This window comes from Natrinema sp. 1APR25-10V2 (assembly GCF_031626495.1).
In the GTDB taxonomy this organism is placed as follows: Archaea; Halobacteriota; Halobacteria; order Halobacteriales; family Natrialbaceae; genus Natrinema.
Window position 1 is genome coordinate 178482 of sequence record NZ_JAMQOJ010000005.1, and the last position, 22816, is coordinate 201297.

28 protein-coding genes are annotated in these 22816 nt (G+C 66.0%); 13 read left to right on the forward strand and 15 right to left on the reverse strand.

The features are described from left to right. Positions 1 to 14: 14 nt before the first annotated feature. Entirely contained in the window at positions 15 to 284 is a 270-nt protein-coding gene (locus tag NDO75_RS16710; protein ID WP_310907747.1) for a hypothetical protein, read from the reverse strand. 150 nt (positions 285 to 434) lie between these two features. Here NDO75_RS16710 and NDO75_RS16715 point away from each other — a divergent pair, with 150 nt between their 5' ends. Further along, positions 435 to 1082, forward strand: coding sequence for a metallophosphoesterase (locus NDO75_RS16715; protein ID WP_310907748.1), 648 nt, complete (start codon positions 435 to 437; stop codon positions 1080 to 1082). A 73-nt stretch (positions 1083 to 1155) separates the two neighbouring features. On the opposite strand, the gene glnA is transcribed toward NDO75_RS16715, so the two are convergent. Next, positions 1156 to 2511 carry a type I glutamate--ammonia ligase gene (glnA, locus tag NDO75_RS16720; RefSeq protein ID WP_310907749.1) on the reverse strand — a complete coding sequence of 452 codons (1356 nt, stop codon included), beginning with the start codon at positions 2509 to 2511 and terminating at the stop codon, positions 1156 to 1158. Positions 2512 to 2634: 123 nt separating this feature from the next. On the opposite strand from glnA, the gene lrp reads away from it, so the two are divergent. Beyond that, on the forward strand, positions 2635 to 3099 hold the full coding sequence (gene lrp / locus NDO75_RS16725) for an HTH-type transcriptional regulator Lrp (protein WP_310907750.1): 465 nt from the start codon (positions 2635 to 2637) through the stop codon (positions 3097 to 3099). A 197-nt stretch (positions 3100 to 3296) separates the two neighbouring features. On the opposite strand, the gene thsB is transcribed toward lrp, so the two are convergent. Then, positions 3297 to 4964, reverse strand: a complete 1668-nt coding sequence (gene thsB, locus NDO75_RS16730; RefSeq protein ID WP_310907751.1) for a thermosome subunit beta — start codon at positions 4962 to 4964, stop codon at positions 3297 to 3299. 471 nt (positions 4965 to 5435) lie between these two features. On the opposite strand from thsB, the gene NDO75_RS16735 reads away from it, so the two are divergent. After that, entirely contained in the window at positions 5436 to 6185 is a 750-nt protein-coding gene (locus NDO75_RS16735) for a hypothetical protein (protein ID WP_310907752.1), read from the forward strand. 35 nt (positions 6186 to 6220) lie between these two features. Here NDO75_RS16735 and NDO75_RS16740 read toward each other — a convergent pair whose 3' ends face one another. The 4 genes from NDO75_RS16740 to NDO75_RS16755 all read right to left on the reverse strand — a co-directional run bounded on the left by NDO75_RS16740 (position 6221) and on the right by NDO75_RS16755 (position 8440). Further along, positions 6221 to 6532, reverse strand: coding sequence for a HalOD1 output domain-containing protein (locus NDO75_RS16740; protein ID WP_310907753.1), 312 nt, complete (start codon positions 6530 to 6532; stop codon positions 6221 to 6223). A 242-nt stretch (positions 6533 to 6774) separates the two neighbouring features. Then, entirely contained in the window at positions 6775 to 7104 is a 330-nt protein-coding gene (locus NDO75_RS16745; RefSeq protein WP_310907754.1) for a hypothetical protein, read from the reverse strand. Positions 7105 to 7200: 96 nt separating this feature from the next. Further along, positions 7201 to 8100, reverse strand: a complete 900-nt coding sequence (locus NDO75_RS16750) for an acyltransferase (protein ID WP_310907755.1) — start codon at positions 8098 to 8100, stop codon at positions 7201 to 7203. A 133-nt stretch (positions 8101 to 8233) separates the two neighbouring features. Next, the gene (locus tag NDO75_RS16755; RefSeq protein WP_310907756.1) at positions 8234 to 8440 is read right to left on the reverse strand and encodes a hypothetical protein; all 207 of its coding nucleotides are present in this window, start codon (positions 8438 to 8440) and stop codon (positions 8234 to 8236) included. A 166-nt stretch (positions 8441 to 8606) separates the two neighbouring features. Between NDO75_RS16755 and NDO75_RS16760 the strand changes: the two genes are divergently transcribed. After that, positions 8607 to 9662, forward strand: coding sequence for an aldo/keto reductase (locus NDO75_RS16760; RefSeq protein WP_310907757.1), 1056 nt, complete (start codon positions 8607 to 8609; stop codon positions 9660 to 9662). Between the two features lie 75 nt (positions 9663 to 9737). Here the strand turns inward: NDO75_RS16760 and NDO75_RS16765 are convergent, their stop codons facing one another. From NDO75_RS16765 to NDO75_RS16775, 3 genes are all read right to left on the reverse strand, one after another. Next, positions 9738 to 10007: a hypothetical protein gene (locus tag NDO75_RS16765; protein ID WP_310907758.1), complete on the reverse strand. Its 270-nt coding sequence runs from the start codon at positions 10005 to 10007 to the stop codon at positions 9738 to 9740. Positions 10008 to 10070: 63 nt separating this feature from the next. Then, positions 10071 to 10391, reverse strand: coding sequence for a hypothetical protein (locus NDO75_RS16770; protein WP_310907759.1), 321 nt, complete (start codon positions 10389 to 10391; stop codon positions 10071 to 10073). Further along, on the reverse strand, positions 10392 to 10736 hold the full coding sequence (locus NDO75_RS16775) for a winged helix-turn-helix domain-containing protein (protein ID WP_310907760.1): 345 nt from the start codon (positions 10734 to 10736) through the stop codon (positions 10392 to 10394). Positions 10737 to 10841: 105 nt separating this feature from the next. On the opposite strand from NDO75_RS16775, the gene NDO75_RS16780 reads away from it, so the two are divergent. After that, on the forward strand, positions 10842 to 11288 hold the full coding sequence (locus tag NDO75_RS16780) for a hypothetical protein (protein ID WP_310907761.1): 447 nt from the start codon (positions 10842 to 10844) through the stop codon (positions 11286 to 11288). A 22-nt stretch (positions 11289 to 11310) separates the two neighbouring features. Here NDO75_RS16780 and NDO75_RS16785 read toward each other — a convergent pair whose 3' ends face one another. Then, on the reverse strand, positions 11311 to 12084 hold the full coding sequence (locus tag NDO75_RS16785) for an NAD(P)H-binding protein (protein ID WP_310907762.1): 774 nt from the start codon (positions 12082 to 12084) through the stop codon (positions 11311 to 11313). Between the two features lie 84 nt (positions 12085 to 12168). On the opposite strand from NDO75_RS16785, the gene NDO75_RS16790 reads away from it, so the two are divergent. The 4 genes from NDO75_RS16790 to NDO75_RS16805 all read left to right on the forward strand — a co-directional run bounded on the left by NDO75_RS16790 (position 12169) and on the right by NDO75_RS16805 (position 14245). Then, on the forward strand, positions 12169 to 12828 hold the full coding sequence (locus tag NDO75_RS16790) for a helix-turn-helix domain-containing protein (RefSeq protein ID WP_310907763.1): 660 nt from the start codon (positions 12169 to 12171) through the stop codon (positions 12826 to 12828). A 163-nt stretch (positions 12829 to 12991) separates the two neighbouring features. Then, positions 12992 to 13126 carry a zinc ribbon domain-containing protein gene (locus NDO75_RS16795; protein WP_310907764.1) on the forward strand — a complete coding sequence of 45 codons (135 nt, stop codon included), beginning with the start codon at positions 12992 to 12994 and terminating at the stop codon, positions 13124 to 13126. A gap of 283 nt (positions 13127 to 13409) precedes the next feature. Further along, the gene (locus NDO75_RS16800) at positions 13410 to 13862 is read left to right on the forward strand and encodes an NUDIX domain-containing protein (protein ID WP_310907765.1); all 453 of its coding nucleotides are present in this window, start codon (positions 13410 to 13412) and stop codon (positions 13860 to 13862) included. Positions 13863 to 13996: 134 nt separating this feature from the next. After that, positions 13997 to 14245 carry a hypothetical protein gene (locus NDO75_RS16805; RefSeq protein WP_310907766.1) on the forward strand — a complete coding sequence of 83 codons (249 nt, stop codon included), beginning with the start codon at positions 13997 to 13999 and terminating at the stop codon, positions 14243 to 14245. A gap of 9 nt (positions 14246 to 14254) precedes the next feature. On the opposite strand, the gene NDO75_RS16810 is transcribed toward NDO75_RS16805, so the two are convergent. Both NDO75_RS16810 and NDO75_RS16815 read right to left on the reverse strand, forming a co-directional pair. Further along, positions 14255 to 15697 carry a DUF402 domain-containing protein gene (locus NDO75_RS16810; protein ID WP_310907767.1) on the reverse strand — a complete coding sequence of 481 codons (1443 nt, stop codon included), beginning with the start codon at positions 15695 to 15697 and terminating at the stop codon, positions 14255 to 14257. Positions 15698 to 15782: 85 nt separating this feature from the next. Further along, complete coding sequence (locus NDO75_RS16815; protein WP_310907768.1) at positions 15783 to 16160, reverse strand: hypothetical protein; 378 nt, start codon at positions 16158 to 16160, stop codon at positions 15783 to 15785. 178 nt (positions 16161 to 16338) lie between these two features. On the opposite strand from NDO75_RS16815, the gene NDO75_RS16820 reads away from it, so the two are divergent. From NDO75_RS16820 to NDO75_RS16830, 3 genes are all read left to right on the forward strand, one after another. Then, entirely contained in the window at positions 16339 to 16764 is a 426-nt protein-coding gene (locus tag NDO75_RS16820; RefSeq protein ID WP_310907769.1) for a hypothetical protein, read from the forward strand. Between the two features lie 173 nt (positions 16765 to 16937). After that, the gene (locus tag NDO75_RS16825) at positions 16938 to 17957 is read left to right on the forward strand and encodes a PrsW family glutamic-type intramembrane protease (protein ID WP_310907770.1); all 1020 of its coding nucleotides are present in this window, start codon (positions 16938 to 16940) and stop codon (positions 17955 to 17957) included. Between the two features lie 116 nt (positions 17958 to 18073). Next, positions 18074 to 19708, forward strand: coding sequence for a hypothetical protein (locus tag NDO75_RS16830; protein ID WP_310907771.1), 1635 nt, complete (start codon positions 18074 to 18076; stop codon positions 19706 to 19708). Positions 19709 to 19714: 6 nt separating this feature from the next. Here the strand turns inward: NDO75_RS16830 and NDO75_RS16835 are convergent, their stop codons facing one another. After that, a complete protein-coding gene (locus NDO75_RS16835) occupies positions 19715 to 20323 on the reverse strand; it encodes a riboflavin synthase (protein WP_310907772.1) in 609 nt (202 codons plus the stop codon). A 49-nt stretch (positions 20324 to 20372) separates the two neighbouring features. Next, complete coding sequence (locus tag NDO75_RS16840) at positions 20373 to 22280, reverse strand: PAS domain S-box protein (protein WP_310907773.1); 1908 nt, start codon at positions 22278 to 22280, stop codon at positions 20373 to 20375. Between the two features lie 205 nt (positions 22281 to 22485). On the opposite strand from NDO75_RS16840, the gene NDO75_RS16845 reads away from it, so the two are divergent. Beyond that, positions 22486 to 22737, forward strand: coding sequence for a hypothetical protein (locus tag NDO75_RS16845; protein ID WP_310907774.1), 252 nt, complete (start codon positions 22486 to 22488; stop codon positions 22735 to 22737). Positions 22738 to 22816 lie beyond the last annotated feature (79 nt).

The window sequence follows — 22816 nt, forward strand, 5'->3', positions numbered from 1 at the left end:
CGTTCGCGTCCCGCCTAGGATTCGATCTTGTCGACGATCTCTTTCGCCTGCTCCTCCGCTTTGTCCTCGCCGACGTGTTTGTCGATCAGGACGCTCGTGACCTCCCAGTCGTCCTCGCCCTCGACCTTCCCGGTCCGGACCTCGCTGCCCTCGGAGACCGATTCGGCCGGCTGCTCCGCCCAGTCGGGCGTCCGGATCTCGTCGTACCGATCCGGATCGCGAAACCGGACGTGGATGAAGTCGTCGTCCGTCTCGACCGTGTTGACGTCTGGGGTGTCGGCCATACGCGAACGTCCGCCGTCATTGCGTCTAAATGATGCCCTTGAATGTGCTTCGTTCGGCGACAGTCAGCCAGCGCCAGTGATACGCTCGAGCCACTGCAGACCGGCAGTTTTCGGCACCGCCGCTATCCGGCTCGCGTCCGTAGCACCGCTATGCTCGTCCTCGGTGACGCCCACGCTTCCGAGCCGGCCCGGGAGGAAACACTGCTCGCGCTCTATCGGACCCTCGAGCCCGACCGCGTCCTCCAACTCGGCGACCTCGAGCGGTACGACCTCCCGGCACCGACGTGGTTCGTCGCGGGCAACAACGAGGACTTCGACGTGATCGACGCGCTTCGGACGGGCGAAGAGCCGCCGGGGACCGAAAACGTCCACCTGCTGGCGAGCACTGCGGCAACGATCGACGGACTTCGCGTCGCCGGCCTCTCGGGTAACTTCGCGCCGACGAAGTACGAGCGCTCTCGTGACGAACTCGAGGGAGACCGTCGCCGTCACTTCACGCACGAAGACGTAGAGCGGGCCACCGCACTCGAGGATATCGACGTCTTCCTCACCCACGAGGCACCGACCGACCTGCTGTCCTACGGTTACGATCCCGGCTGCGAGCATATCGACGACCTCCTCGCGGAGCTCTCGCCGGACCTCTGTCTGGTCGGTCACCACCACCGCCACCGCGAGAGCGAGATTGGTGAAACGAGGGTCGTGAGCCTCGCTCCCGCGTGGGAGCGATACTACACGCTCGAGCCCGAAACGCTGGCGCTCGAGGCACACGATCACGAGCTGTCTGCAGCCGACGACTGACGGGCTCGGCGGGCGTCGAATCCGAGGTGAGAAACGAGTCGAAAGTCGAGTCAGAGCGACGGTACTGCGCCGTTCAGAAGGTCTCGAGGTAGCGGTCGAGTTCCCACTGGGAGACGTCGACGAGGTAGTCCTCGAACTCCTGGCGCTTCGCTTCGACGAACTTGGAGCTGACGTGGTCGCCCAGCGCGCTATAGATCGCCTCGTCCTCCTCCAAGGCGTCGACGGCCTCGCCGAGGTTGGTCGGCAGCGTGTCGATGCCGTACTCTTCGCGCTTCTCCTCGTCGAACTCGTAGATGTTCTCGCGGACCGGGTCGGGGCAGTCGAGGTCGTTCTCGATCCCGTTGAGACCCGCGTGGATCATGACGGCGAGCGCGAGGTAGGGGTTACAGGACGGGTCGGGCGAGCGCAGTTCGACGCGGGAGGCCGCGGGCGTCCGCGCTGCCGGCTTGCGGATCAGTGCCGAGCGGTTGCGGTCCGACCAGGCGACGTAGACCGGCGCCTCGTAGCCGGGCACCAGGCGCTTGTAGCTGTTCACGGTGGGGTTCGCGATCGCCGTGATCGCCGGCGCGTGCTCCAAGATCCCCGCGGTGAAGGCGTGGGCCTCGTCGCTCAGGTTGAACTCGTCGTCCTCGTCGTGGAACGCGTTCTCGCCGTCCTCGGTGAACAGGGAGAGGTGCGTGTGCATCCCCGAGCCGTTGATCCGCGGGATCGGCTTGGGCATGAACGTCGCGTGCAGGTCGTGCTGGGCGGCGATCGCGCGGACGACCGTGCGGAAGGTGCCGACGTTGTCGGCCGTCGTCAGGGCGTCGTCGTAGGTGAAGTTGATCTCGTGTTGGCCTTCGGCGACCTCGTGGTGGCTCGCTTCGACCTCGAAGCCCATGCTCTCGAGGCCGTAGATGATGTCGCGGCGCACGTCGCTGGCGAGGTCCTTCGGCGCGAGGTCGAAGTAGCCGCCGGCGTCGTTGGTCTTGGTCGTCGCGCGACCCTCCTCGTCCTCTTCGAAGAGGAAGAATTCCGGCTCGGGCGCGGCGTTGACCGTGTAGCCCATCTCGTTGGCGCGGTCGAGCGCGTTCTTGAGAACGCGACGCGGGTCGCCCTCGAAGGGTTCGCCCGTCGAGGTGTCGTAGACGTCACAGATCATTCGGGCGGCCGCGCTTTCCTCCTTCTGGCGCCACGGGAGGATGGCGAAGGTCTCGGGGTCGGGCTTGAGTCGCATGTCCGACTCCTGAATGCGAACGAAGCCTTCGATTGAAGATCCGTCGAAATAGATGCCTTCGGTGAACGCCTTCTCGGCCTGTCGGGCCGGGACGGAGACGTTCTTGACCGTCCCCAGAATGTCCGTAAACTGCAGTCGCAGGAAGTCAACGTCCTGTTCCTCGATTTCGTCGAGCACCGCCTGTTCGGTCTCAGAGAGGTTTCCGCTTGTCATCTTTCTCGTCGTATCCTCGTAACCAGTATACTAAAACACTACTGTTCCGTGCAAATCTTCGCTCTCCCTCAGGAAACTGCATATTCGTAAAGTTCTAAAGGCTTCAGTGAGAGGGTAGATGTGATGACGTACGAAAATCTCGATGCAAAACTAGTGAATGCACTTCTCGGCGACGGCCGAGCGAGCCTCCGGAGCCTCGCCGAGGAGCTCGACGTCTCCGTCACCACCGTCTCGAACCACCTCTCCGATCTCGAGGAAGACGGCGTGATCGAGGGCTACACACCGAAGGTCGACTACGATGCCGTCGGCTACGACGTGACCGCGGTCATCCAGCTCCAGGTCGAAGGCAACGCGCTGCCCGACGTCACGGAGACGCTGCGCGATCACCGCCAGATGACCAGCGTCTACGAGGTCACCGGCGACTACGACGTGATCGCCATCGGCAAGTTCGAGGACACCGACGGCATGAACGACCAGATCAAGCAGTTGCTGACCGACCCCGACATCAAGGCCTCGAACACGAGCGTCGTCCTCAACGCCGCCTCCGAGAACGAACAGTTCGAACTCGAGGTCGACGACGAGGAGTAATCGGACGGTTCTTTTCTGGCGGAACGCTTCCTCGGGTAGCGACCTCGTCACGAGATTCACCGCGAGCAGCCGTCAGGCTGCGAGCGGGCCGACGACTGATGTGGAGCGAACGCAGTGAGCGGAACGGAAGGAGGAGTGTTTTTATACTAAATTTCGCCGAGGGCCGCCTTCGGCGGCCCGCAGAGCAAAATTTAGTCTTACATCATGCCGCCCATGCCGCCGCCCATGCCGCCCATGCCGCCGGCACCGCCGGGTGCGCCTTCCTCGTCGTCGCCCTTGTCGGTCGACAGATCGCCGGCGGAGATGATGTCGTCGATTTTGAGCACGAGGTTCGCGGCCTCGGCTGCGGAGGTGACGGCCTGTTCCTTGGCGTGGGCCGGTTCGACGACGCCGGCCTCGAAGGTGTCCTCGACGTCGCCCGAGAAGACGTTCAGCCCGGCCGTGACGTCGCCGTCGTCGTGGGCCGCGCGGAGGTCGACCAGCGTGTCGATCGAGTCGAGGCCGGCGTTCTCGGCGAGGACGCGCGGAACGAGCTCGAGCGAGTCGGCGAAGGCCTCGACGGCGAGCTGCTCGCGGCCGGAGACGGAGTCGGCGTAGTCGCGCAGGCGCGAGGCGAGTTCGACCTCGATCGCGCCGCCGCCGGCGAGGACGCGACCGTCAGAGACGGTCTGGGCGACGACGTCGAGCGCGTCGTTGACGCCGCGCTCGAGTTCGTCGACGACGTGGTCGGTCGAGCCGCGCAGCAGGAGGGTGACGCCGTGGGCGTCCTCGCCCTCGACGTAGAACAGCTCGCCTTCCTCGTCGCGGGTGATGTCACCGAAGCCGAGGTCCTCGGCGGTCGCGCTCTCGAGGTCGGAGACGATCGACGCGCCGACGACCTCCTGGAGGAACTCGAGGTCGGACTTCTTGGCGCGGCGCACGGCGAGGATGCCCTCTTTGGCGAGGTAGTGCTGGGCGAGGTCGTCGATGCCCTTCTGGCAGAAGACGACGTCGGCGCCGAGGTCGGCGATGTGGTCGACCTTCTCGCGGAGCTGTTTCTCCTCGCGGTCGAGGAACTTCTGGAGCTGGTCGGGGTCGGTCACGGAGACCTCGGTGTCGACGTCGGTCTCCTCGACCTCGATGGCCTCGTCGAGCAGCAGGATGTCCGCGTCCGTCGCCTCGGTGGGCATGTTGTCGTGGACGGGGTCCTTGTCGATGATACCGCCCTCGAGCAGGTCGGATTCGCCGGCGCTGCGGCCGGTCTGGGTCTCGATGTTGAGGAACTCGAGGTCGACGACGTTGTCGCCGTTCTCGTCCTCGACGGTGACCTGGCGGATGGCCTCGACGATGAGGTCGGCGAGGTACTCCTTGTTGACCTCGGTGCCCTTGCCGGTCATCGAGGTTTCGGCGGTCTTTCGGAGGAGTTCTTCGTCGTCGGTGTCGATCTCGGTCGCGATGTCGTCGATCTCCTCACGGGCCTGCTCGCTGGCGAGGTGGAAGCCCTTGATGATCGCCGTCGGGTGGATGTCCTGCTCGAGGAGGTCTTCGGCGTTCTTGAGGAGTTCGCCCGCGATCGCGACGGCCGTCGTGGTGCCGTCGCCGGCCTCGTCTTCCTGCGTTTCGGCGACCTCGATGATCATCTCGGCCGTGGGGTTGTCGATGTCCATCTCTTTGAGGATGGTGACGCCGTCGTTGGTGATCGTCACCGATCCCATCGAGTCGACGAGCATCTTGTCCATCCCCTTCGGGCCGAGGGTCGAGCGGACGGCTTCAGCGACCGCACGGGCGGCGCTGATGTTGTAATCCTGCGCGTCCTTGTCCTTGACGCGCTGGGAGTCCTCGCTCATTACGATCATCGGCTGACCCTGCTGCATTCGCTGACTCATAGTCGAGCGGATGATTGATTGTGATTCTATATAAACCTTGCTGTCTTTCGTCGAGTCACGGACTCGGTACGCCCCGTCGGTGAGAGAGAAAAACCGTGCCAGTGCGGGACGATAACTAGCGATTCCGACGATGAGATGTGATCGTCAATCGTTCCCAGACAGCTGACGACGAGGTGTTTTTATATCAGAAGAGGGGATCCGGTCGCCCGGACTTCGACCGAGCGCCGAGATGTGACGAACGGGAGGGAGGAAGCAACGGACGGAAACGCTGATACGGTTCGAAAGCGCCTACTTAGCGAATAGCCATTGCTTCGGCGCTCGGGGAACGGGGCTCACTGCCGTTCAATCGGATCTTTCCGCCGACGAAACGGTTCCCACCTCGGCGCAGCGAGAACGGTAGTGATCCTGACTCGGTTCCGAGTCAACACAGCAGAAGGGTTATACCGGTAGTACCGTATTACCACTCGAGCAATGGACGAGTCCCCGTCCTTCACCGAATCGTTCGACGACCCGCGGATCACCCCGCAGTTCTGTCGCCGTTACCCCGAGACGACCGGCGATCTCGTACTCGTCGGCGTCGTTCACGACCACCCCGCGAGCGTCGCCCGCGTCGAACGCGTCCTCGAGCGGGTCGACCCGGACACGCTCGCGCTCGAACTACCACCGGCGGCGCTGCCGCTGTACAAGATCTACGCCCGTGGCGATGCCGATGATCCGACCCCGCCGCGTTTCGGCGGCGAGATGAGCGCAGCGATCCGCGCCGCCCCCGACGCCGACCACGTCGGAATCGACGCGCCGAACTGGTCGTTCCTCCGCGAACTCGTCGCGCGGCTGGTCGCCGACCGCGTCTCGCCCGCGACGGCGCGGCGCGTTCTCTCGAGTCTCGGCGGCGCGACTCGCGAGGCGGTGGCCAGTCGGGTCGCCGCGACGCTGACCCACGCGACGTCGATGACCGTCGCCCCAGACGATCCGATCGAGTACGATTGCGACCCCGACGACCCGCCGGAACAGCAGGCCGACCACGAGCGCTCACACGTCGCCGGCGTGCAGGCACTGCTGGGCAGCGTGGATACCGACGGGAGCGCACTCGCGTACCGGGACGAGACGCGCGAACGGTGTATGATCGACCGACTCGAGACGATCCGCTCGGAGCCGGGCGACGTCGTCGCCGTCGTCGGCGTCGATCACCTGGAGCGGCTCGAGGAAGGACTCTCGGCGTAACGCAGCCGTTTTCGACTGGAAGAGAAACCGAGTTACTAGCGGTGCACGGGTGGTTCGATCAGGATCTCGCCGTCACCGCTGACCCGGACGTGGTGGCCGTTAACGACGAACGAGAGCGTGCCGCCGGTCCGCGGCGTGCCGTCGTAGCGCGGCCGGAAGAGGTCGTCGAGCGCGTCGGGGTCGACAGCGTCGTACAGCGAGACGCGACTGTCGGTCACGTCGACGCCCATGCAGTCGGCCAGCGCGTGGATCACGGTCGTACTGAGCGCGGCCGGTCCGTCGGGGTCGTGCGAGGCGCGATACAGGGAGGGAGGGGACTTCGAGGCGGGGGGTGCGTGTCCGTTCATGACGGCTCGTCTCCTACCACTCTCTGTTTGAAGGTCAAAAGCGTAATCGTTTGTTACCAGCCCAATTCGTCAGATCGAACGGGTATTATTAATCACCTATGGAGGAATTCACTATAAAGAGGAGTTCTCGCTAGCCTGTATGAGTCTCGAACGTGACGAGGTACAGCGGCTCGGCTCGACGGTTCGTCTCTCCGACAGCCTGCTCGTTTCGCGGCTCGAGTCGATCCAACCCCGAGCGACGATCACTGACGGATGGCAGAGACGCAGTTCCAGCAGTACGTAAACGTCTGATCGGCCGCGTTTGGCGCGCCGCAGTGGGGACACCGAACCGTCGTCTCGTCGTGGTCGGTGTCAGCGGCGTCCGCAGGGTGGTCGGCTTCCGGGAGTTCGTCCGCTGCACGCGGATACCGTTCGGGGCCGGGGGAAGAGCGCATACTCGCGCGGTTCGGATCGGCGAGCGACGGTGTATGCTCGCTCTCGTCGTCGTCACGGCGGGCGTACAGGTAGTACAGTAGCAGGTGAAGCAGGGCGAACAACGCGATGTAGCCGACGAGCCAGCCCCAGAGCTCCATCGGTGTGTGATACGTTCTCGAGGCACTTGGATATTCCCCGCGTTTCGGCTCGGTGAAAGTCAGGAAACGGTGACGATCCGGAGGGCGGTCGGACGGCTATCGCGAGGGCTGCAGATCGCGCTGGAACTCGTCGAAGACCTCGAAGTCGTCGGGGAGGTCGTACGCGAGATGGCGCTCTTCCTGGCGGGTGACGCCGGCGTCCTCGACCGGGGTGGCGACGTCCTCCCAGCCGGGTTTGATCTTGACGCTCTGAGCAGGCATGCCGACGGCGATGTGGTGGGCTGGGATGTCGTGCTGGACGACGCCGCGCGCGCCGACGATGGCGTTTTCGCCGACTTTGTTGCCCGCACGGACCATCGAGTCGTAGGTGAGGCGGACGTCGTCCTCGACGATCGTGTGGAAGTTGCGGACCTCGGTCTGGTCGACGACGTCGTGATCGTGGCTGTAGATGTGGACGCCGTCGGAGATCGAAACGCGGTCGCCGATAGTCAGTTTGCCCCGGTCGTCGAGGTGGACGTCGTCGTGGACGACGGTGTTGTCGCCGACCGTGATGTTGTGACCGTAGGTAAACGAGATGCCCTTGAAGAAGCGACAGCCGTCGCCGCAGTCCTCGAAGAGGTGGTCGGCGAGCATTCGCCGGAAGCGCAGCGCGAACTCGACGTTGTCCGCGATCGGCAGGCTGTCGAACTGGCGCCAGAGCCACTGGAGGTGCTTGGAGGTGCGGAACTTCTCTTCGTCCTTCTCGGCGTAGTACTCGCTCTCGAGGGTCGTGTTGCAGGGATCGTAGCTCTGCAGGCGGACGCGCTCGGCCGGCGAGACGGACTCGCCGTTCTGCCAGCGCTCGTACGCCTCGCGGTCCCCCGAGAGGTCGATCAGGACGTCTTCGACGACCGAACAGGTGTCCTCGTCGCTCGAGAGCCGTCGATCGACCTCGTCGATGAACTCGCGCATCCCCGCTTCCGCCTCGTCGGGGAGCGACACGTACCGCTTTGTCATACTCCGAGATATTGCCCGCCGAGTTGATAGTGGTTCGGTTGTGTGTGCCCGGTTGCCGGACCTACTTACACGCGGGTTACCGGTCGGCAGCGAAGGGGGCTGCACGTGACTCGTATAATCGTACTGGCCGTATTCACTCCGTCTGAGACCGCCAGCCGGCGAGTATCAGGGCTGGCAACGCGAGCGCGCCGACGAACAGCGACGCGCCGACCACGAGCGCACCGACCGTGATCCGATCGCGCGGAAACTCGAGCGACAGCGCGGCGACGACGACGACCGTCGCGACGGCGACGACGACCAGCAGGAGGAGCCTGACGAGCCGTGAACGAGAGGCGGCCATTATCGATACGTGTGCGGGAACTCCCAAGATCGATTCGACTCGCCGGACCACCGACCGGGGACCGGCGCTATTCGCGAGTCCTCGTGCGCGGGTCTCCCGAACGGGTTCGGATCGTGTACTCGGGCGTTCCGTTCACCCTAAGTTCCCCCACTCCGAAGGGGCGCGTATGCAACACAGCGAACTCGGCGACTCCGGAGTCGAGGTCAGCGAGATCGGTTTCGGAGCGTGGGTCGTCGGCACCGACTGGTGGGGCGACCGCTCGGAGGAGGACGCCCTCGAGATGATCCAGTACGCCGTCGATCAGGGGATCACCTACTTCGACACGGGCGACGTGTACGGTCACGGCCGCAGCGAGGAACTGGTCGGCGAGGCGCTGTCCGAGGTTCGCGACGAGGTCACCGTCGCCACCAAGGTCGGCTACGACTTCTACAACAACCCGCAGGCCGGCCACGGCGAACTCCCCAAGGAGATGGATCCGGAGTACCTCCGGGACGCCGTCGAGAAGAGCCTCGATCGCCTCGGCATGGACTCCGTCGACGTGCTCCAGCTCCACAACGCCAACGTCGACGAAATAACGCCCGACGTGCTCGAGCTATTCGACGAACTCGAGGAGGAGGGGCTGATCGACGCTACCGGGCTCGCGCTCGGACCCTCGATCGGCTGGCTCGCCGAAGGGGATCTCGCCATCGAGGAGGAGTTCGACTCCGTCCAGCTCGTCTGGAACGTCCTCGAACAGGAGGTCGGCAATCACTTCCTCGAGACGATCGGGCGAACGGACTCGTCGACCAGCCTCATTCCGCGGGTCCCCCACTCCTCGGGCATCCTGAACGAGCAGGTCACCCCCGACACCGAACTCGGCGAGGGCGACCACCGCGGATTCCGCCCCGACGAGTGGTACGAAACCGGCTGGGAGAAACTCGAGCAACTGCGCTTCTTAGAGCGCGACGGCGTCCGCACGATGGGCCAGGCCGCGATCATCTGGCTGCTCTCGCACGACCCCGTCGCGACCGTGACGCCGACGTTCCGCACCAGAGACGACATCGACGAGTGGGCGGCCGCCAGCGACCTGCCGCGGCTCACCAACGAGGAGATGGCCCGCGTCGACGACCTCTACGCGAACGATTTCGACATCGACCGCGACGACGGGATGGACGCGCTGCGCTCGTCGGTCGACGGCGAGGACATCGAATCGGCCGGACTGGACAAGCTCGCAGCCGACTGACTCGCGACGGACTCGAGTTCCGACCGTCTGCTCGAGCCGGACCTGGCGGGCGGCCCTCCAAACGGCACCGGCCGCTCAGTCGGCGTCCGAGTTCACGAGTCTAAACTCGAACTCCAGTCTGCCGTCCGTCTTTACGTTCACGCCCCCGAGTTCCTCCGAGAGCTGGTCTCGCGCTCGCGAACTCGGTTCGACGGTGACCGAGACGCTGTTGCTGTTCGCGTTGTAGGTGATGTTACCGACGGCGACGTCGAACTCGAAGAACTCGGGAACGTCCTCCCGAAGCTGTGTTCGTACGCCGTCGACGTCCGACCGCACGTCGGCCATCTCTTCGTTTAGCGTGCCCATCGGCAGTGGTAGATGCTAGCACACCTTAATCATTGAGCCTGAACTGTACGGACCCGTGCGAACCTACGCCGGCATCCGGAGCGCGTACAGGATCGCGACCAGTCCCGTGAGCTGGCTGCACTGGCCGAGGATCGCCGCGACCGATTCCGAGACGAACGGGAGCGCGACGTAGGCCAACAGCAACAGGAACGGGACGGCGAGCGCCAGCGCGAACCCGACGGCGATGAACAGCATGGGGCGGCTATCGTTTCGCCGGTAGCCGCGATAGGCCTGATAGGCGATGAACAGGCCGACCAGCGCGCTCAGAACGTCGGTCGCCTGGACGAACGTCGCGACCCACTCCGGGGGAAGCGACACCTCCCAGAGCTGGAGCGGCGTCATCATCTAGATCCCCTCGATGAGTTTCGTGAACCGGTCGGCCATGTCCTCGCGGCGGTCGATCTGTAGCGTCAGTCCCCCGTCGTCGAGGTCGACCGTAATCCGCTCGAGGTTCGTCGCGTAGACCGTCCGGTGGTGGCCTCGGTCGGGGTCGGGTTTCGTCCGCTCGACGAGGAGTCCGCACTCGCGGAGGTCTTCCAGCCGCCGATACACCGTGGGTTTGGACGCGTCGCAGTGGTCGCTCAACGTGGTGGCTGTCATGGGTTCCTGGCTCGTCTGGGTGAGGATGGTGCGTACCGTCGGGTCCTCGAGCAGGGCCCCGATCGTTTCGACGTCCGGCTCCTCACTCACGGTTTCGGAGTCTACAGAGAAAGAACATAAAGTGGTTTTCGCCACTGCAGCCGCTGCAGTCGCGCACGCCGGTCTTTCATCCCGCGTCCCGTTGGTCGGCGTGTGATGTCATCGACTCACCCGTCGAATTCGCTCGAACGGCTCGTCGAACGAACGCAGCGCGTCGCGGGCGGAATAGCAGCGTCGGTCTCGAGCGCTGCCGGCGGACGGCTCCGGCCGACGGCCGGCGGCGGACTCCTTGCCGTCCTCGTCAGCGCCACGATAAGCGTCGCCGCAGCCTTGGCGCTCGGCGAAACCGTCAGAATCCGCTGGAGCGTCGGCACCTACTACGGTCCCGAACACGCGCCGGCGACCCTCGCGTTGGCTTCGTTTCCGGTGCTCGTCGCACTGACCTTCCTCGGACTGCGGGCGCTCGGACGGGGGCTCGAGCGCGCCGCAGACGGCGAGTTCGACCGCGTCCGCGGAATCTACGAGCTGTGCGTGCTGGCGACGCTGACGACGCTCGTGCTCTCGCAGGTCGCGTTCGTCGCGGCGAACCTCCTGTGGGGCTGATCTGCGCCCGCGAGACCGACGATCAGTCGAACTGCCCCGCGAGCCACTCGTTCCACGTCACCGTGCCGACGGTCCGATCGGGGCAGAGCCCGTCGCCGGCGCGGAACGCGGCGGCGGTTTCGCCGGGGAGCGGTAGACGGACGATCAGCCGTCGGAGGGCTCGAGCGTCCCGATACGCCCGCGCGAGATCGCCGACGGTTCGTATCTCGGGGCCGCCGATATCCGGCACGCGGCCGGCCGGGTCCGTCGTTGCGCGGTCGACGATCGCGTCCGCGGCCTCCCCCACGTCGATCGGTTGCAGTCGAATCGCGGTCGGGAGCGGCCAGATCGGCGACCGCGAGACCATCCCGAGCAGCTCGGCGACGAACGAGTGAAACTGCGTCGCGCGAACGATGGTCGACGGCACCGCACTGGCTTCGACCGCCCGCTCGGCCGCGAACTTGTGCTCGTAGTACGAGTACGGAATCTCGTCGACGCCGACGATCGAGACGTAGACGAAGTTCGAGACGCCCGCGTCGGCGGCCGCCTCGAGCAGTCGTTCGGTGCCGCGAACGTCGACGGCCTCGCTATCGCCTTGCGGTGCGCTGGCCGCGTGGACGACGACGTCGACGTCCGCGACGGCTTCGCGAATCCCCGTCCCGTCGACGAGATCCATCGCGATCCACTCGAGGTCGTCCCCGTGATCGGGCGGCGAGCGACTCGCCGCCAGCAGGTCGTGGCCCGCATCGATCAGTCGCGGTTGCAGCGCCGTCCCGAGCGTCCCGGTGGCCCCCGTCAGTAGCGTCCGGCAGGTCATATCGACGATGTCGTCCCGACGGGTGGAATCCCCACTGCCGGATCCGTCTGTGGGATTTAAGTCACCGACGCGAACAGCCATTCTATGAAACATGTTCGGATCACGCTCGATGCAGGTGGCAGCGAGGCCGAAATCCACCCGATGTACGACGTCATGGCGAACGCACCGTACGTCGACCGGGCGACCGCGATGCACTGGAACGTCGCGGAAGACGAATTCGGGATCATGCACTACGTCGAGGGCGACCGCGAACCGTTCGTCGCGGCGTTGGAAGCGATCCCCGAGGTGCTGGCGTACGAACTCACCCCTGCTAGCCCGGACGCGTTCTACGTGTTTATCCGGGACGCGACCACTGAATCGGCTCGAGACCTGTTCGAGACGATCACGCGAACGCCGGTCGTCGTGATCCCGCCCATCGAGTACGCGGGCGACGGGACGGTGTCGTACTCGGCGTTCGGCCCGTCCGACGCGATTCAGGCAGCCATCGACGAGATTCCGGATCTGATCACCGTCACGATCGACGAAATCGGCGGTCTGGCGGCCGCTCCCGGCGTCCTCGAGTCGCTGTTGAGCGACCGCCAGCGCGAGGCGATCGACGCCGCGCTCGATCTGGGCTACTACGAAATACCGCGCGAAGCCGATCACCGAGACGTCGCGAGCGCATTGGACTGTGCGCCGAGTACGGCCGCCGAACACCTGCGCAAGGCCGAGGCGAAGCTCGTCGAATCGATCCTCGACGGCTGAGCCATCGTCGACCCGGACCGACACCGAAGCGGCGCTCCCGAGCCCACGGGGCGGCGTCCGACGGCGCTCGAGCGAGGCGCCATATATATGTCCCTCTATATCTGGGTTGCCGCCCTATCGGGGACGAGAACGACGTTCTAGACGGAGCACGCACCATCTACCCATGAAACCGTACGAATTCACCTGCCCGGATTGCGGCCGAGAGATCCCCGTCACGGGGCCGATGCGCGAGGCGACGCTGTCGAACGGCTGTCCGGTCTGCGGGCGGTCGGTGAGCGCAGACCACTTCGCGACGTGACTGCGAACTGAACGGCGGCTATCCGCACGCGACTTCCGACACGACGGCTTCGGTCTAGAGGCCGGATACGAGGTCGGCCACGCGACCGCACACTTCGATTCGACCGCAGCGCCGATCTCGACGCTCGTAATTCGGGCCACCTATTTCGACGGTGAGCGAGTGGACATCTCCCACTGATCCGGGGGGCCGACCGGGTTTTCAAAGCGCCCGTACAACACCCTTAGTGTCTTTTAATCTCCCTCAGGATACGCTTTTACACCCTGATGGTGTGGTAACTAGCAACATGGAAGAGATTACGTACGTCCAGAAGGCGTGCGCGTACATCACTCGCAGGACGGGCGAGCTGTTGGTCTTCGACGGCCCGGGACACGAGGGACTGCAGATCCCGAAGGGCACGCTCGAGGCCGGCGAATCGCCGCGGGAAGCGCTGTTCAGAGAAGTCCGCGAGGAGAGCGGACTCGGAACGCTGAGCGATACCAGCCACCTGACGACCGACATCTGGACGCGGCGCGAGGGGAAGCGATACGTGCGCCACTTCTTCCACTCGACCGTGTACGAGCCCCGCGACCGATGGACGCACACCGTCAGTGACGGCGGCGAGGAGCACGGTGCCGAGTTCGACTTCCGCTGGGTTCGCCCGACGACCGCCCGGGAGTTCGCGCTCGACCTCGACGAGTACGTCGATCTGCTCCCGACTGTCTCCGTTTCCAACGACGCGGTAAGTGCGTCGGACTGATACTCCCCGGCTACGTCGGAGCGATCGGTCCGGATTGTGACCGCTCGAGCGTCGATCCAAACCCGCGCTCCGACACGGATAGTTCCGTTCCCGCGTGCCACAAGAGCTATGCCGACGTCCTCGCGTTCCCGGGTATGTCCCTCCATCGTCGGCAGTACCTTCGCATCACGTCGGACGCGCTCCATCCGGGCACGACCGTTCGTTACTACTACCGAACCGGCAGTTCGCTGGCGACCGTCGTCGAACGAACCGACGGCGTCGTCACCTTCGTCGGCGAGGACTGCGACGGCCGCTTCACGCGGAGTCAGATCGACCGCCTGTTCGACGAGGGCCGACTCGAGGTCGTCCTCGACGACGAGGACCACGCCCGGACGGCCGAGTGAACTGAACGCTTACTTCGAAAGCGCACGCTCGACGGCTTCGGCCACGTTCATCGCTTTCTCCCCGAGGTCCTCGGACACGAGTCCGCCGGCGACGGCCGCCTCGAGTTCGTCGGCGTCGACGACCTCCACCGTCCCGTCGGCCCGCCGGATCACGTCGACGTGGAGGTCGACGTAGCGAACGCAGTCGGGGAACAGTTCGACCGGCGTACAGACGTTGACGTAGGTCCCCTTCGACGTACCATCGGCGGCTTTGTACGTCGTCGGATACCACCAGCGGCCCTCGCGGAACTTCGTCACGGCCACGTCGCCCGCCTCTTTGGGCGCGCCGAGGGCGTCGTAGCTGCCGCCGCCGCTCATCGAGCGCTCGAGGGTGACGTTCCCGTCGGGGCTCCAGTCGGTGACCTCGCCGCGGCCCAGCGAGAGCAGTCGGCCGTCGGGCTTGCCGTGGCCGATCTCGAGGCGGTCGCCCGCGGTCGGGCCGAACTGGCGGGCGACCGCGGCGAACGGGAACTCGCCGTCCCCGGTACCGGCGTCCCCTGCTCCGGCCGAGCCACAGACCGCCTCGGCGAAGTCGACCGCCGCGCTCGCGGCCCGGTCGGCCGCCTTCGTCCGGTGGTGGCCCGGCATCGTCGTCTCGACGCGCCGTCGCACGTCGTCTAACGCGAATCTGGACTCGCGGCCGAACCAACACCACTCCGTCCGTCGGGGTGTAGCGAGGACCCCCGTCCCGCCGGGATCGTCCGGCGCATCGGCGAGCACGTCCTCGAGTTCCCGCGCCCGGTCCGCAGCGTCTTCGAGAGCGGTCCCCATCGCCTCGAGGTCGGCGTCGGCCGCGGCGTGCTGCCAGCGGATTCCCCACCCGTCGGGTACCTCGACGGAGAGCAGGTCGGTCATGCCGACGATTTCCTCGGCGCGCTCGCCCCGCAGCGCCGCCGAGACGCCGCTCCGATCGCGCGAGAGGGTGCAAAGGCCGCCCTGCACCTCGAGTGCGGGGGCGACGAGCGGCCGATCGTCGTCCCACGGCGGCGCGGGCTCGCGGACCTGGACCCGGTAGCGGTTCCCCTCGTCCACGTAGCCGTCGACGTCGTCGTACTTGAGAAAGCCGCGGCGGCCGTCGCCGAGATCGACGACGGCACCGCTGCCGCCGCCGGCCTCGAGCACCTCGGCGTCGAAGATCGCTCCCTGCGGAGCGTCGGTCGCCCAGCGGAACGTATCGATCGCGAGGGCCTCCAGTTCGCTCGCGGCCCTCTCGACCGCGTCGGGCGCGCCCGAGATCCCGACGCCCTGACGGTCGCGAGTCGTCTCGATCGACACGTCGGCCGGCGCGGCGTCGAAGGATCGGTCGAACCGCTCCCGGATCGGCTCGGAGGCCTGCACGACCTCGTAGCCGGCCTCGCTCAGGAGCCGGGTGACGGCGGTCGTGTAGATACCGCGAACGCGAGCCGACGTCATCGCTGCCACCTCTCGGACTGCGGTTCGGCGCTGCTCGCCCGCGACTCTCGCTCGAGCCGTCCGCCGTCTGCATCACACACGGTGATCACCGCAGCGTCTCGCGGTCGGCGGCGAACCGAACCCGATCGTTGATCGTCGGCCCGAGCGTGAGTTCGACCGATCCGTCGTCCAGAATTCGGCCGTCCTCGACGTAGACGCCCCACGTGTCGAACCGGAGCCAGCCGCGCATCTCGTCGCCGTGGGTCGTGATGTCGGCGTCGTCGACTGCGTGCTCGGGGCAGTCCGAACTCGAGTGGGCCATGTCCATGTCGGAGTAGACCGTCTCGTGCTCGTCGAAGAACTCTTCGAGCGCCGCCGCATCCCGCTCGACGGCCTCGACGACCGCCTCGGAGGCGGCCCGAAGATCGTCGGTCTCGAGGCCGACGTCGCGAAGCGCCTGTTGGGTTCGCTGGTCGAAGTGCATGCGCGTCGGTTAGGGTGGCGGGCCTTTGTGGATTCCGAGTCCGCCCGGCCCGCCGAGACCGGTCGTCCGTCGAGTGCGTTCCGCCGGCCGAGAGCGACCGGAATCGGCGTCTCTGCCGCGTTTCAGGAGCGACGGGAGTAGGCGAAACGCTTGATACTGGAAAACGCCAACGTATCACATGATACACGAACAGAACAGAACGGGGATCGACGACGACCTGGCTACCGGCATCGTAAGCGCCGCACGCACCGGTCTCGGAGACACGCTTCGGAGCGTGGTGTATTTCACCCCGTCGGCGTTCGACGTCCTCTACCTCCGGCAGGGCCTCTACGACTCGGCGGCGGACGCTCGCAGTGCCAAAGGGCGACTGGTCGAACTGGAACGAGTAGGGTTCGCCGAGGTGCCCGTCCGGACGGCGATCGGTCACGGGGACGGCGAATCCGACATCGGCGAGTACGAGTTCACCGTTCGGTTCCACGAGGACGGGTTCGTCGTTCGAGTGGTTCAGGGCGACGCGGGCGCCCTCCTGACGACAGACAGTATGGACGTCAACGCCTTCGAAGACGCGGCCACCGCCGTCCGACGGCTGCTCGGCGGTGAGTAGTCTCGGGACCGGCGATCGATCGCTCGAGGGCGGCCGGCCTATCGGCCGTTTCCAACGGCGGTCCGGTGCCGGGCCCGACGGAGGCCCGCTCTCGGCCGAATCGGACCGTGAGCCGCGACGCTCGAGTCGCCGCTTGCCGAACCTATACCGGTCAGGCGAACGTACGAACGTCCATGCAGCGTAGGCGCGATCCGATAGAGCGAGCCGAGGATCGAAACGGCGACGAGTCGACGGACCTCTACGACGTCTCGACGTGGGAGGCGCGGTCGACCGTCGATCTGCTCGCGTACACGCTCTACAACGCCGTCAGCTACGGGTTTCGGGCGCTCGTCTTGCTGATCGCGCTCGCGATCACGCTCGTCCTGCTTATTTCGCCGGCCGCAGTCGTCCTCGAGGATCCGTTCGTCGCCCTCTTCTTCGGGCTCTCGATCGTGCCCGCGGGACTGCTCGCGGGGTATATCTGGTACGCCGATATCACCACGAGCGAGCCGCTCTCGCTGCTCGTCGTGACGTTCCTGCTCTCGGTGCTGTTCGCGACGTTCGCGGCGGTCGTCAACTCGGTCAGCTCGGCACTGCTCGGCATCGGCGGTACCGCGCTCTTCTTTTACCTGATCGTCGGCCCCGTCGAGGAGACGGTGAAACTGCTCGCCGTCTACGTCTTCGCCTACCAGAAGAAGAGCTTCGACGCCGTCATCGACGGCGCGGTCTACGGAGCCGTCGCAGGGCTGGGCTTCGCGGCCATCGAGAACGCGCTCTACATCAGCCGCGTCATCGGCGAGGCGAGCCCCGAGGCGAACATCCTCGTCACGGCCAGCGGGATCGCGACGGTCCGCGCGCTGGCCGGCCCCGGTCACGTCATCTACTCCGCGATCGCGGGCTACTACCTTGGACTGGCGAAGTTCAATCCGGACAACGCCGGACCGATCGTGCTTAAAGGACTGCTCGTCGCGGCGTTCGTCCACGGGACGTACAACGTCACGGTCGGTATCGTACCAGGCGTCATCGCGGACGCGTTCCCGGTGATCGGCTACGGTATCGCGTTCGTCGGCTACGTGATCGTCTACGACGCCGCGATCGGCTACTACCTCTACAGGAAGATCTCGCGGTACCGACGCACGTACCGCGCCGTCAGGGGCGACACCGAAAGCGTCTCGCGACCGGAGCTGACGGAATTCGATCCGCCGCGGCGGTGACCGCGTCCCGGCGACGGTCGCCTCGCACCTCGAGCGGACGCGTGGCTCCGCAATCGGCTGAACGAACGCGCTGGTGCAGGCAGCAGGGACTTCCTCCGAGCACTGCAGCCTCAATCATGAGCACGACGTTTACGCACGACGAGATCGAGAAGACCGTCGAGAACGCCGACGGCGAGACGATCGGCACCATCGCGGCGGTCGAGGGCAACACCGCACGCATCGAGCCCCGCGCCGGAATCGTGAACTCCATCAAGGCCAGACTCGGCTGGAAGCGCGGAGGCGAAGAGACCGTCGTGATCCACGAAGACGCCGTCGACGAGATCACGGGCGAGGCGATCCGACTCGAGGCGGAGTCCGTCGACGCGCTCGAGTCCGACCGGCAGACTGGAGCGAATCCGACCGAACGCGCCGGCACCGAGTCGACTGAGGGCGGTGGTACCGTGCCGGAACGGGAGACCGGGATCGACGAGCAAGGACGGGAGACCGGCGTCGACGAATCGGCCGACGCCGCTCACGGAGCGGACGTCGAACCCGAGCACCTCGCGACGCGTGACCGCGGGAACCAACTCGCCGAAGAGATGAGCGAGGCTGCAAAACGCGACACAGGGGACGTGACGGACGAACCGCTGCGGGGGGACGCAGCCGAGCGAGCCGACGAGTCGAGCGCGTCCGACGACCTCGAGGAGGCGGACGGACGGGACGGGACAGCCGAGACGGGCGAGGCTGAAACGGAGGCCTCGCCCGACGCGCGGAGCGAACTCCGATCGACGGAGTCGCACGAGCCCGCGGACAGGGCCAGCGATCGGGACGCGCCAACGCGCGCCAACGCGAAGACGGAACCGACCGACGAAACGTCCCTCGTCGACGAACTGGATCGCGGCCCCGACATCGAATCGGCCGTCGATCCGACCGACTCCGGCGGGCCGGACGAGGACGACGAGGAACGGACCGCAACCGAGGGCGCTCGTATCGCCGCCGAGATCGATCCCGGGGTAGATATCGAGTCGGCCGCGGAACCGAGCGAACCCGCCGGCAGTTCGAACGAAACCGAATCGATGGCTCTCGCCGACGAACTGGATCGCGGCCCCGACATCGAATCGGCGGTGGAGTCGGACCGGCAGTCGGAACTCACGATCGATCCCGACACGGTCGCCGGCGGGCGAAACGACGCCGAAACGGGGGCCGGAGCGGCCGCCCGAGAGATCGTTCGGGAAGACATCGCAGCGACGGAACGGACGAGCGACGAGACGACTGACGGCGACGAACCGTCGACAGACGCTGGCGAAGAAACCGGGAAGGAATACGGTCGGGAACGGCGCCGCTCGAGGTCTCCGCTGGGGGCGATGATCTCCGCCCAGACGGCGATGATTCGGGGGCAGGAAGCGTTCCAGCGGGACGTCGCTCGAGGTGCGATCGAGGCCCCGCTGCTCGTCCAGCGGACGAGTCTGGCGGCCGCTCGCGTGGCTACCCAGCGCTACGTCGACGCGGTCACGGCGGGCACGGGAACCGGCGAGTCGCGCGAGCGGCGCCGGTCGCTGGACGAGGCGGTCGCCAGACTCGAGGACGTCGACGCCGAACTGGACGAGGAGCCCGACGAAGGACTCACGGCGCGTATCGAGCGAATCCAGGAGTTACAGGCCCGCCTCGACGAAACGGCCGAATTCGGGTCCGAGCCCGCCGCGACGATCGTCGAGCGACAGGTCGAGTTACTCGAGGAGTGTCAGCGGCGACTGAACGCCAGTCACGAGTGAACCGGCTTACGACTCGAACCGCGCCTCGAGCAGCCGCTCGACGTACTTCGCGAGCACGTCGACCTCGAGGTGAACGGGGTCGCCGGGCTCCTTCCCGGAGAGCGTGGTCAACTGGTAGGTGGTCGGGATGATCGCGACGGTCACTCGGCCGCGTTCGGTATCGAGATCGGCGACGGTCAGACTGATCCCGTCGAGCGTGATCGATCCCTTCTCGACGACGTAGCGGTCGTACCCCGCGGGGAGTTCGAACTCGAAGAACCAGTCTTCGTCGACGGACTCGATATCCGTGACGGTCGCGACCGCGTCGACGTGACCCTGCACGACGTGGCCGTCGAAGCGGCCGTCGGCCGGCATCGCCCGCTCGACGTTGACCGCGTCGCCCTCGGCGAGGTCACCCAGATAGGTCCGGTCGACGGTCTCGCTCGCCAGAAAGACCTCGAACCACTCGCCCTCCGAAAACCGTTCGACCGTGAGACACGCGCCGCTGACGCTGATGCTCTGCCCGTGCTCGAGCCCCGTCGCGACCTCGTCGGCGCCGATCCGCAGGCGCAGGCCGTCGTCGGTCCGTTCTCGAGCGACGATCTCGCCGATCTCCTCGACGATACCCGTGAACATATCTACAGGTGACGGGCGACGGGGGAAAGCCGTTCCGGGTCCGGTCGGGCTACGTCTCGACCGCGAACGACTCGTCGTAAGCGGCGGTACGAACACCGGTGAACTCGAACCGCGCACCGCCGGCCTCGCTCTCGCCGACGTCGACGTCCCACCCGTGGGCCTGTGCGATCTCGAGGACGATATTCAGCCCGAGCCCCGTCCCGGTCTCGTCGGTCGTCCACCCCGGTTCCAGTACCCGATCGCGATCGGCGGGCGGGATCCCCGGCCCGTCGTCGGCGACGTAGAACCCGTCGCCGGTGACGCCGACGGAGACGGTGACCGACTCCCCGCCGTGTTCGACAGCGTCCTGCTGAGCCTGCGAAGCAGGGCTTGTCGAACCGTGTTCGACAGCGTTGCGAAAGAGGTTCTCGAACAGGTTCCGAATTCGGCTCGAGTCGGCGTAGAAGAGGCCAGCCGACTCGATGCGGATCGATGCGTCCGCGCTCGCGACGTTGGCCCAGCACTCCTCGGCGACGGCGTCGAACTCGAGGGGCTCGACCGCGTCGACCTCGTAGCCGCTCCGGACCATCGTCAGCACGTCGTCGATGATCCCCCTCATTCGATCGAGGGTGCGCTCGATCTCGTCGGCGGTTTCGGCTCCGCTCCCCTCGAGCAGAGCGTAGGCAACGTTGAGCGGGTTCCGCAGGTCGTGTGCCAGGATGCTCGCGAACTCGTCCAGCCGCTCGTTCTGTCGCTCGAGTTCGCGTTCGTACGCGAGCCGATTGAGCGCGGTTTCGGCGTTCAGCGACAGGATCGACGCGAGTTCGTCGTCCGACCGGTCGAACGCACCGACCGTCGGATCGACGATGCTGATTACCCCGTGGTCGCCCATCGGGAGGTAGAGCGCGGACCGCGCGTCGCCGCGGTCGTGGCCGTCCTCGAGTTCGCGGACGTCGTCGTATCGGAGAAGTTCGCCGCTCTCGTAAGCGCGACTCACCGGGCACTCACCGGTAATCGGGTAGTCCGGTCGACCGCCCATCGTCGCCTGGGCCCGCTCGGTGACGGCGACCGGTCGCAGCCGCGTTTCGTCGGCGACGAGTCGGACGACGTTGCATCGGTAGCCGAGGATGGTGTTCGCCGCGTCGGCGACGAGCCGCGCGATCTCCTCGCGGTCGTCCGCTCGCATCAACTGGCGCGTCGCCTCGTGAAGCGCGTGAAGCTGTCGCTCGTACTCTTTTCGGGCCGTCACGTCGCGGAAGACACCCGCGATCAGCCGTCGTTCCTGCAGGTCGAACACGTGCGCGTTGATCTCGACAGGAATCCGCTCGCCCTCCCTGGTTTCGACGTAAATGTCGGAGCCGTCGGGGTGCTGTGTGAGGATCGTCTGCTCGGCGTCGATGTGATGTTCGAAGAGATCACGGTAGCGCACCTCCTCGTCCGACGGATGGAGGGCGGTCTGGTGCTGCCCAGCGAGCTCGCCCGGCTCGTAGCCAGTGAGATCGGCCACCTGTTCGTTCGCTTCGACGATCCTGCCAGTCGTCGCATCCGCGACGACGACCGCGTCGGGAACCGCCTCGAGGATCGTCTGGTACTTCGTCCGTAGCGCCTGCTGCTCGCTGACGTCTCGAACCACAGCCATGACCTCGAGTCCGTGCTCGCCCTCGATCGGGCTCAGACTGATATCGATCAGAAGCAGCGAACCGTCCTTGCAGCGCCCGGAGAGGTCGAGGTTCGCGCCCATCGGCCGAGTTTCGGGGTCGTCGATGTAGGCATCTCGCTGGGCGACGTGACCGCTCCGGGACGGTTTCGGGACGAGGAGCTCGATCGGCTCGCCGACGAGTTCGTCAGGGTGGTAGCCGAACAGATCCGTGACTCGCGCGTTCGCGTAGGTGATCCGGCCGTCGCTATCGACGAGGACGATCGCATCGGGCGACGCTTCGCAGATCGCTTCGTATCGGTGTCGGGGTTGCTCAGGCATGTGGTCCGGTACTCGGTGGTCGCTACCGAATCACGGTGCGCGATCGATTTCAAGCTTTGAGTAATAGATCCGTGATGTCCGCTGGAAACGAACACTTCACAAATCATTTGACGGGAAGGACGCCCCGAGGGCTACCCTCGAGCGATCGGCGACACCGACGCGCCGCCCGCCGTCCTTTTGACGGTACCCGCCCTATCCCAGCCCGATGGCCGGTATCATCGACACGATCAAGCTCGCGGGAACCCTCGTCCTCGCGCTTCCCGCCGCACTCGCCGGAGTGCAACTCCTGCTCGACGGGCAAACGAATTTCGGCGTCGCACTCGTCGCGCTCGCGGTCGGGCTCGTCGTCGTCCAGCACTGGCTCACGCTCCCGACCGATATCCCCGAGCTCCTTGCCAAGCGGGTCGTCGGAACGGTCGCGAAAGAGCCGGAAACCGATCCCGACGACGAGCGATAGCGACTGGAGCAGTCGTCGACCGGTTGCGTTTGAGTCGGCTCGAGCGGCCCTGAGTTACACCGACGGAGATGGGCGTATG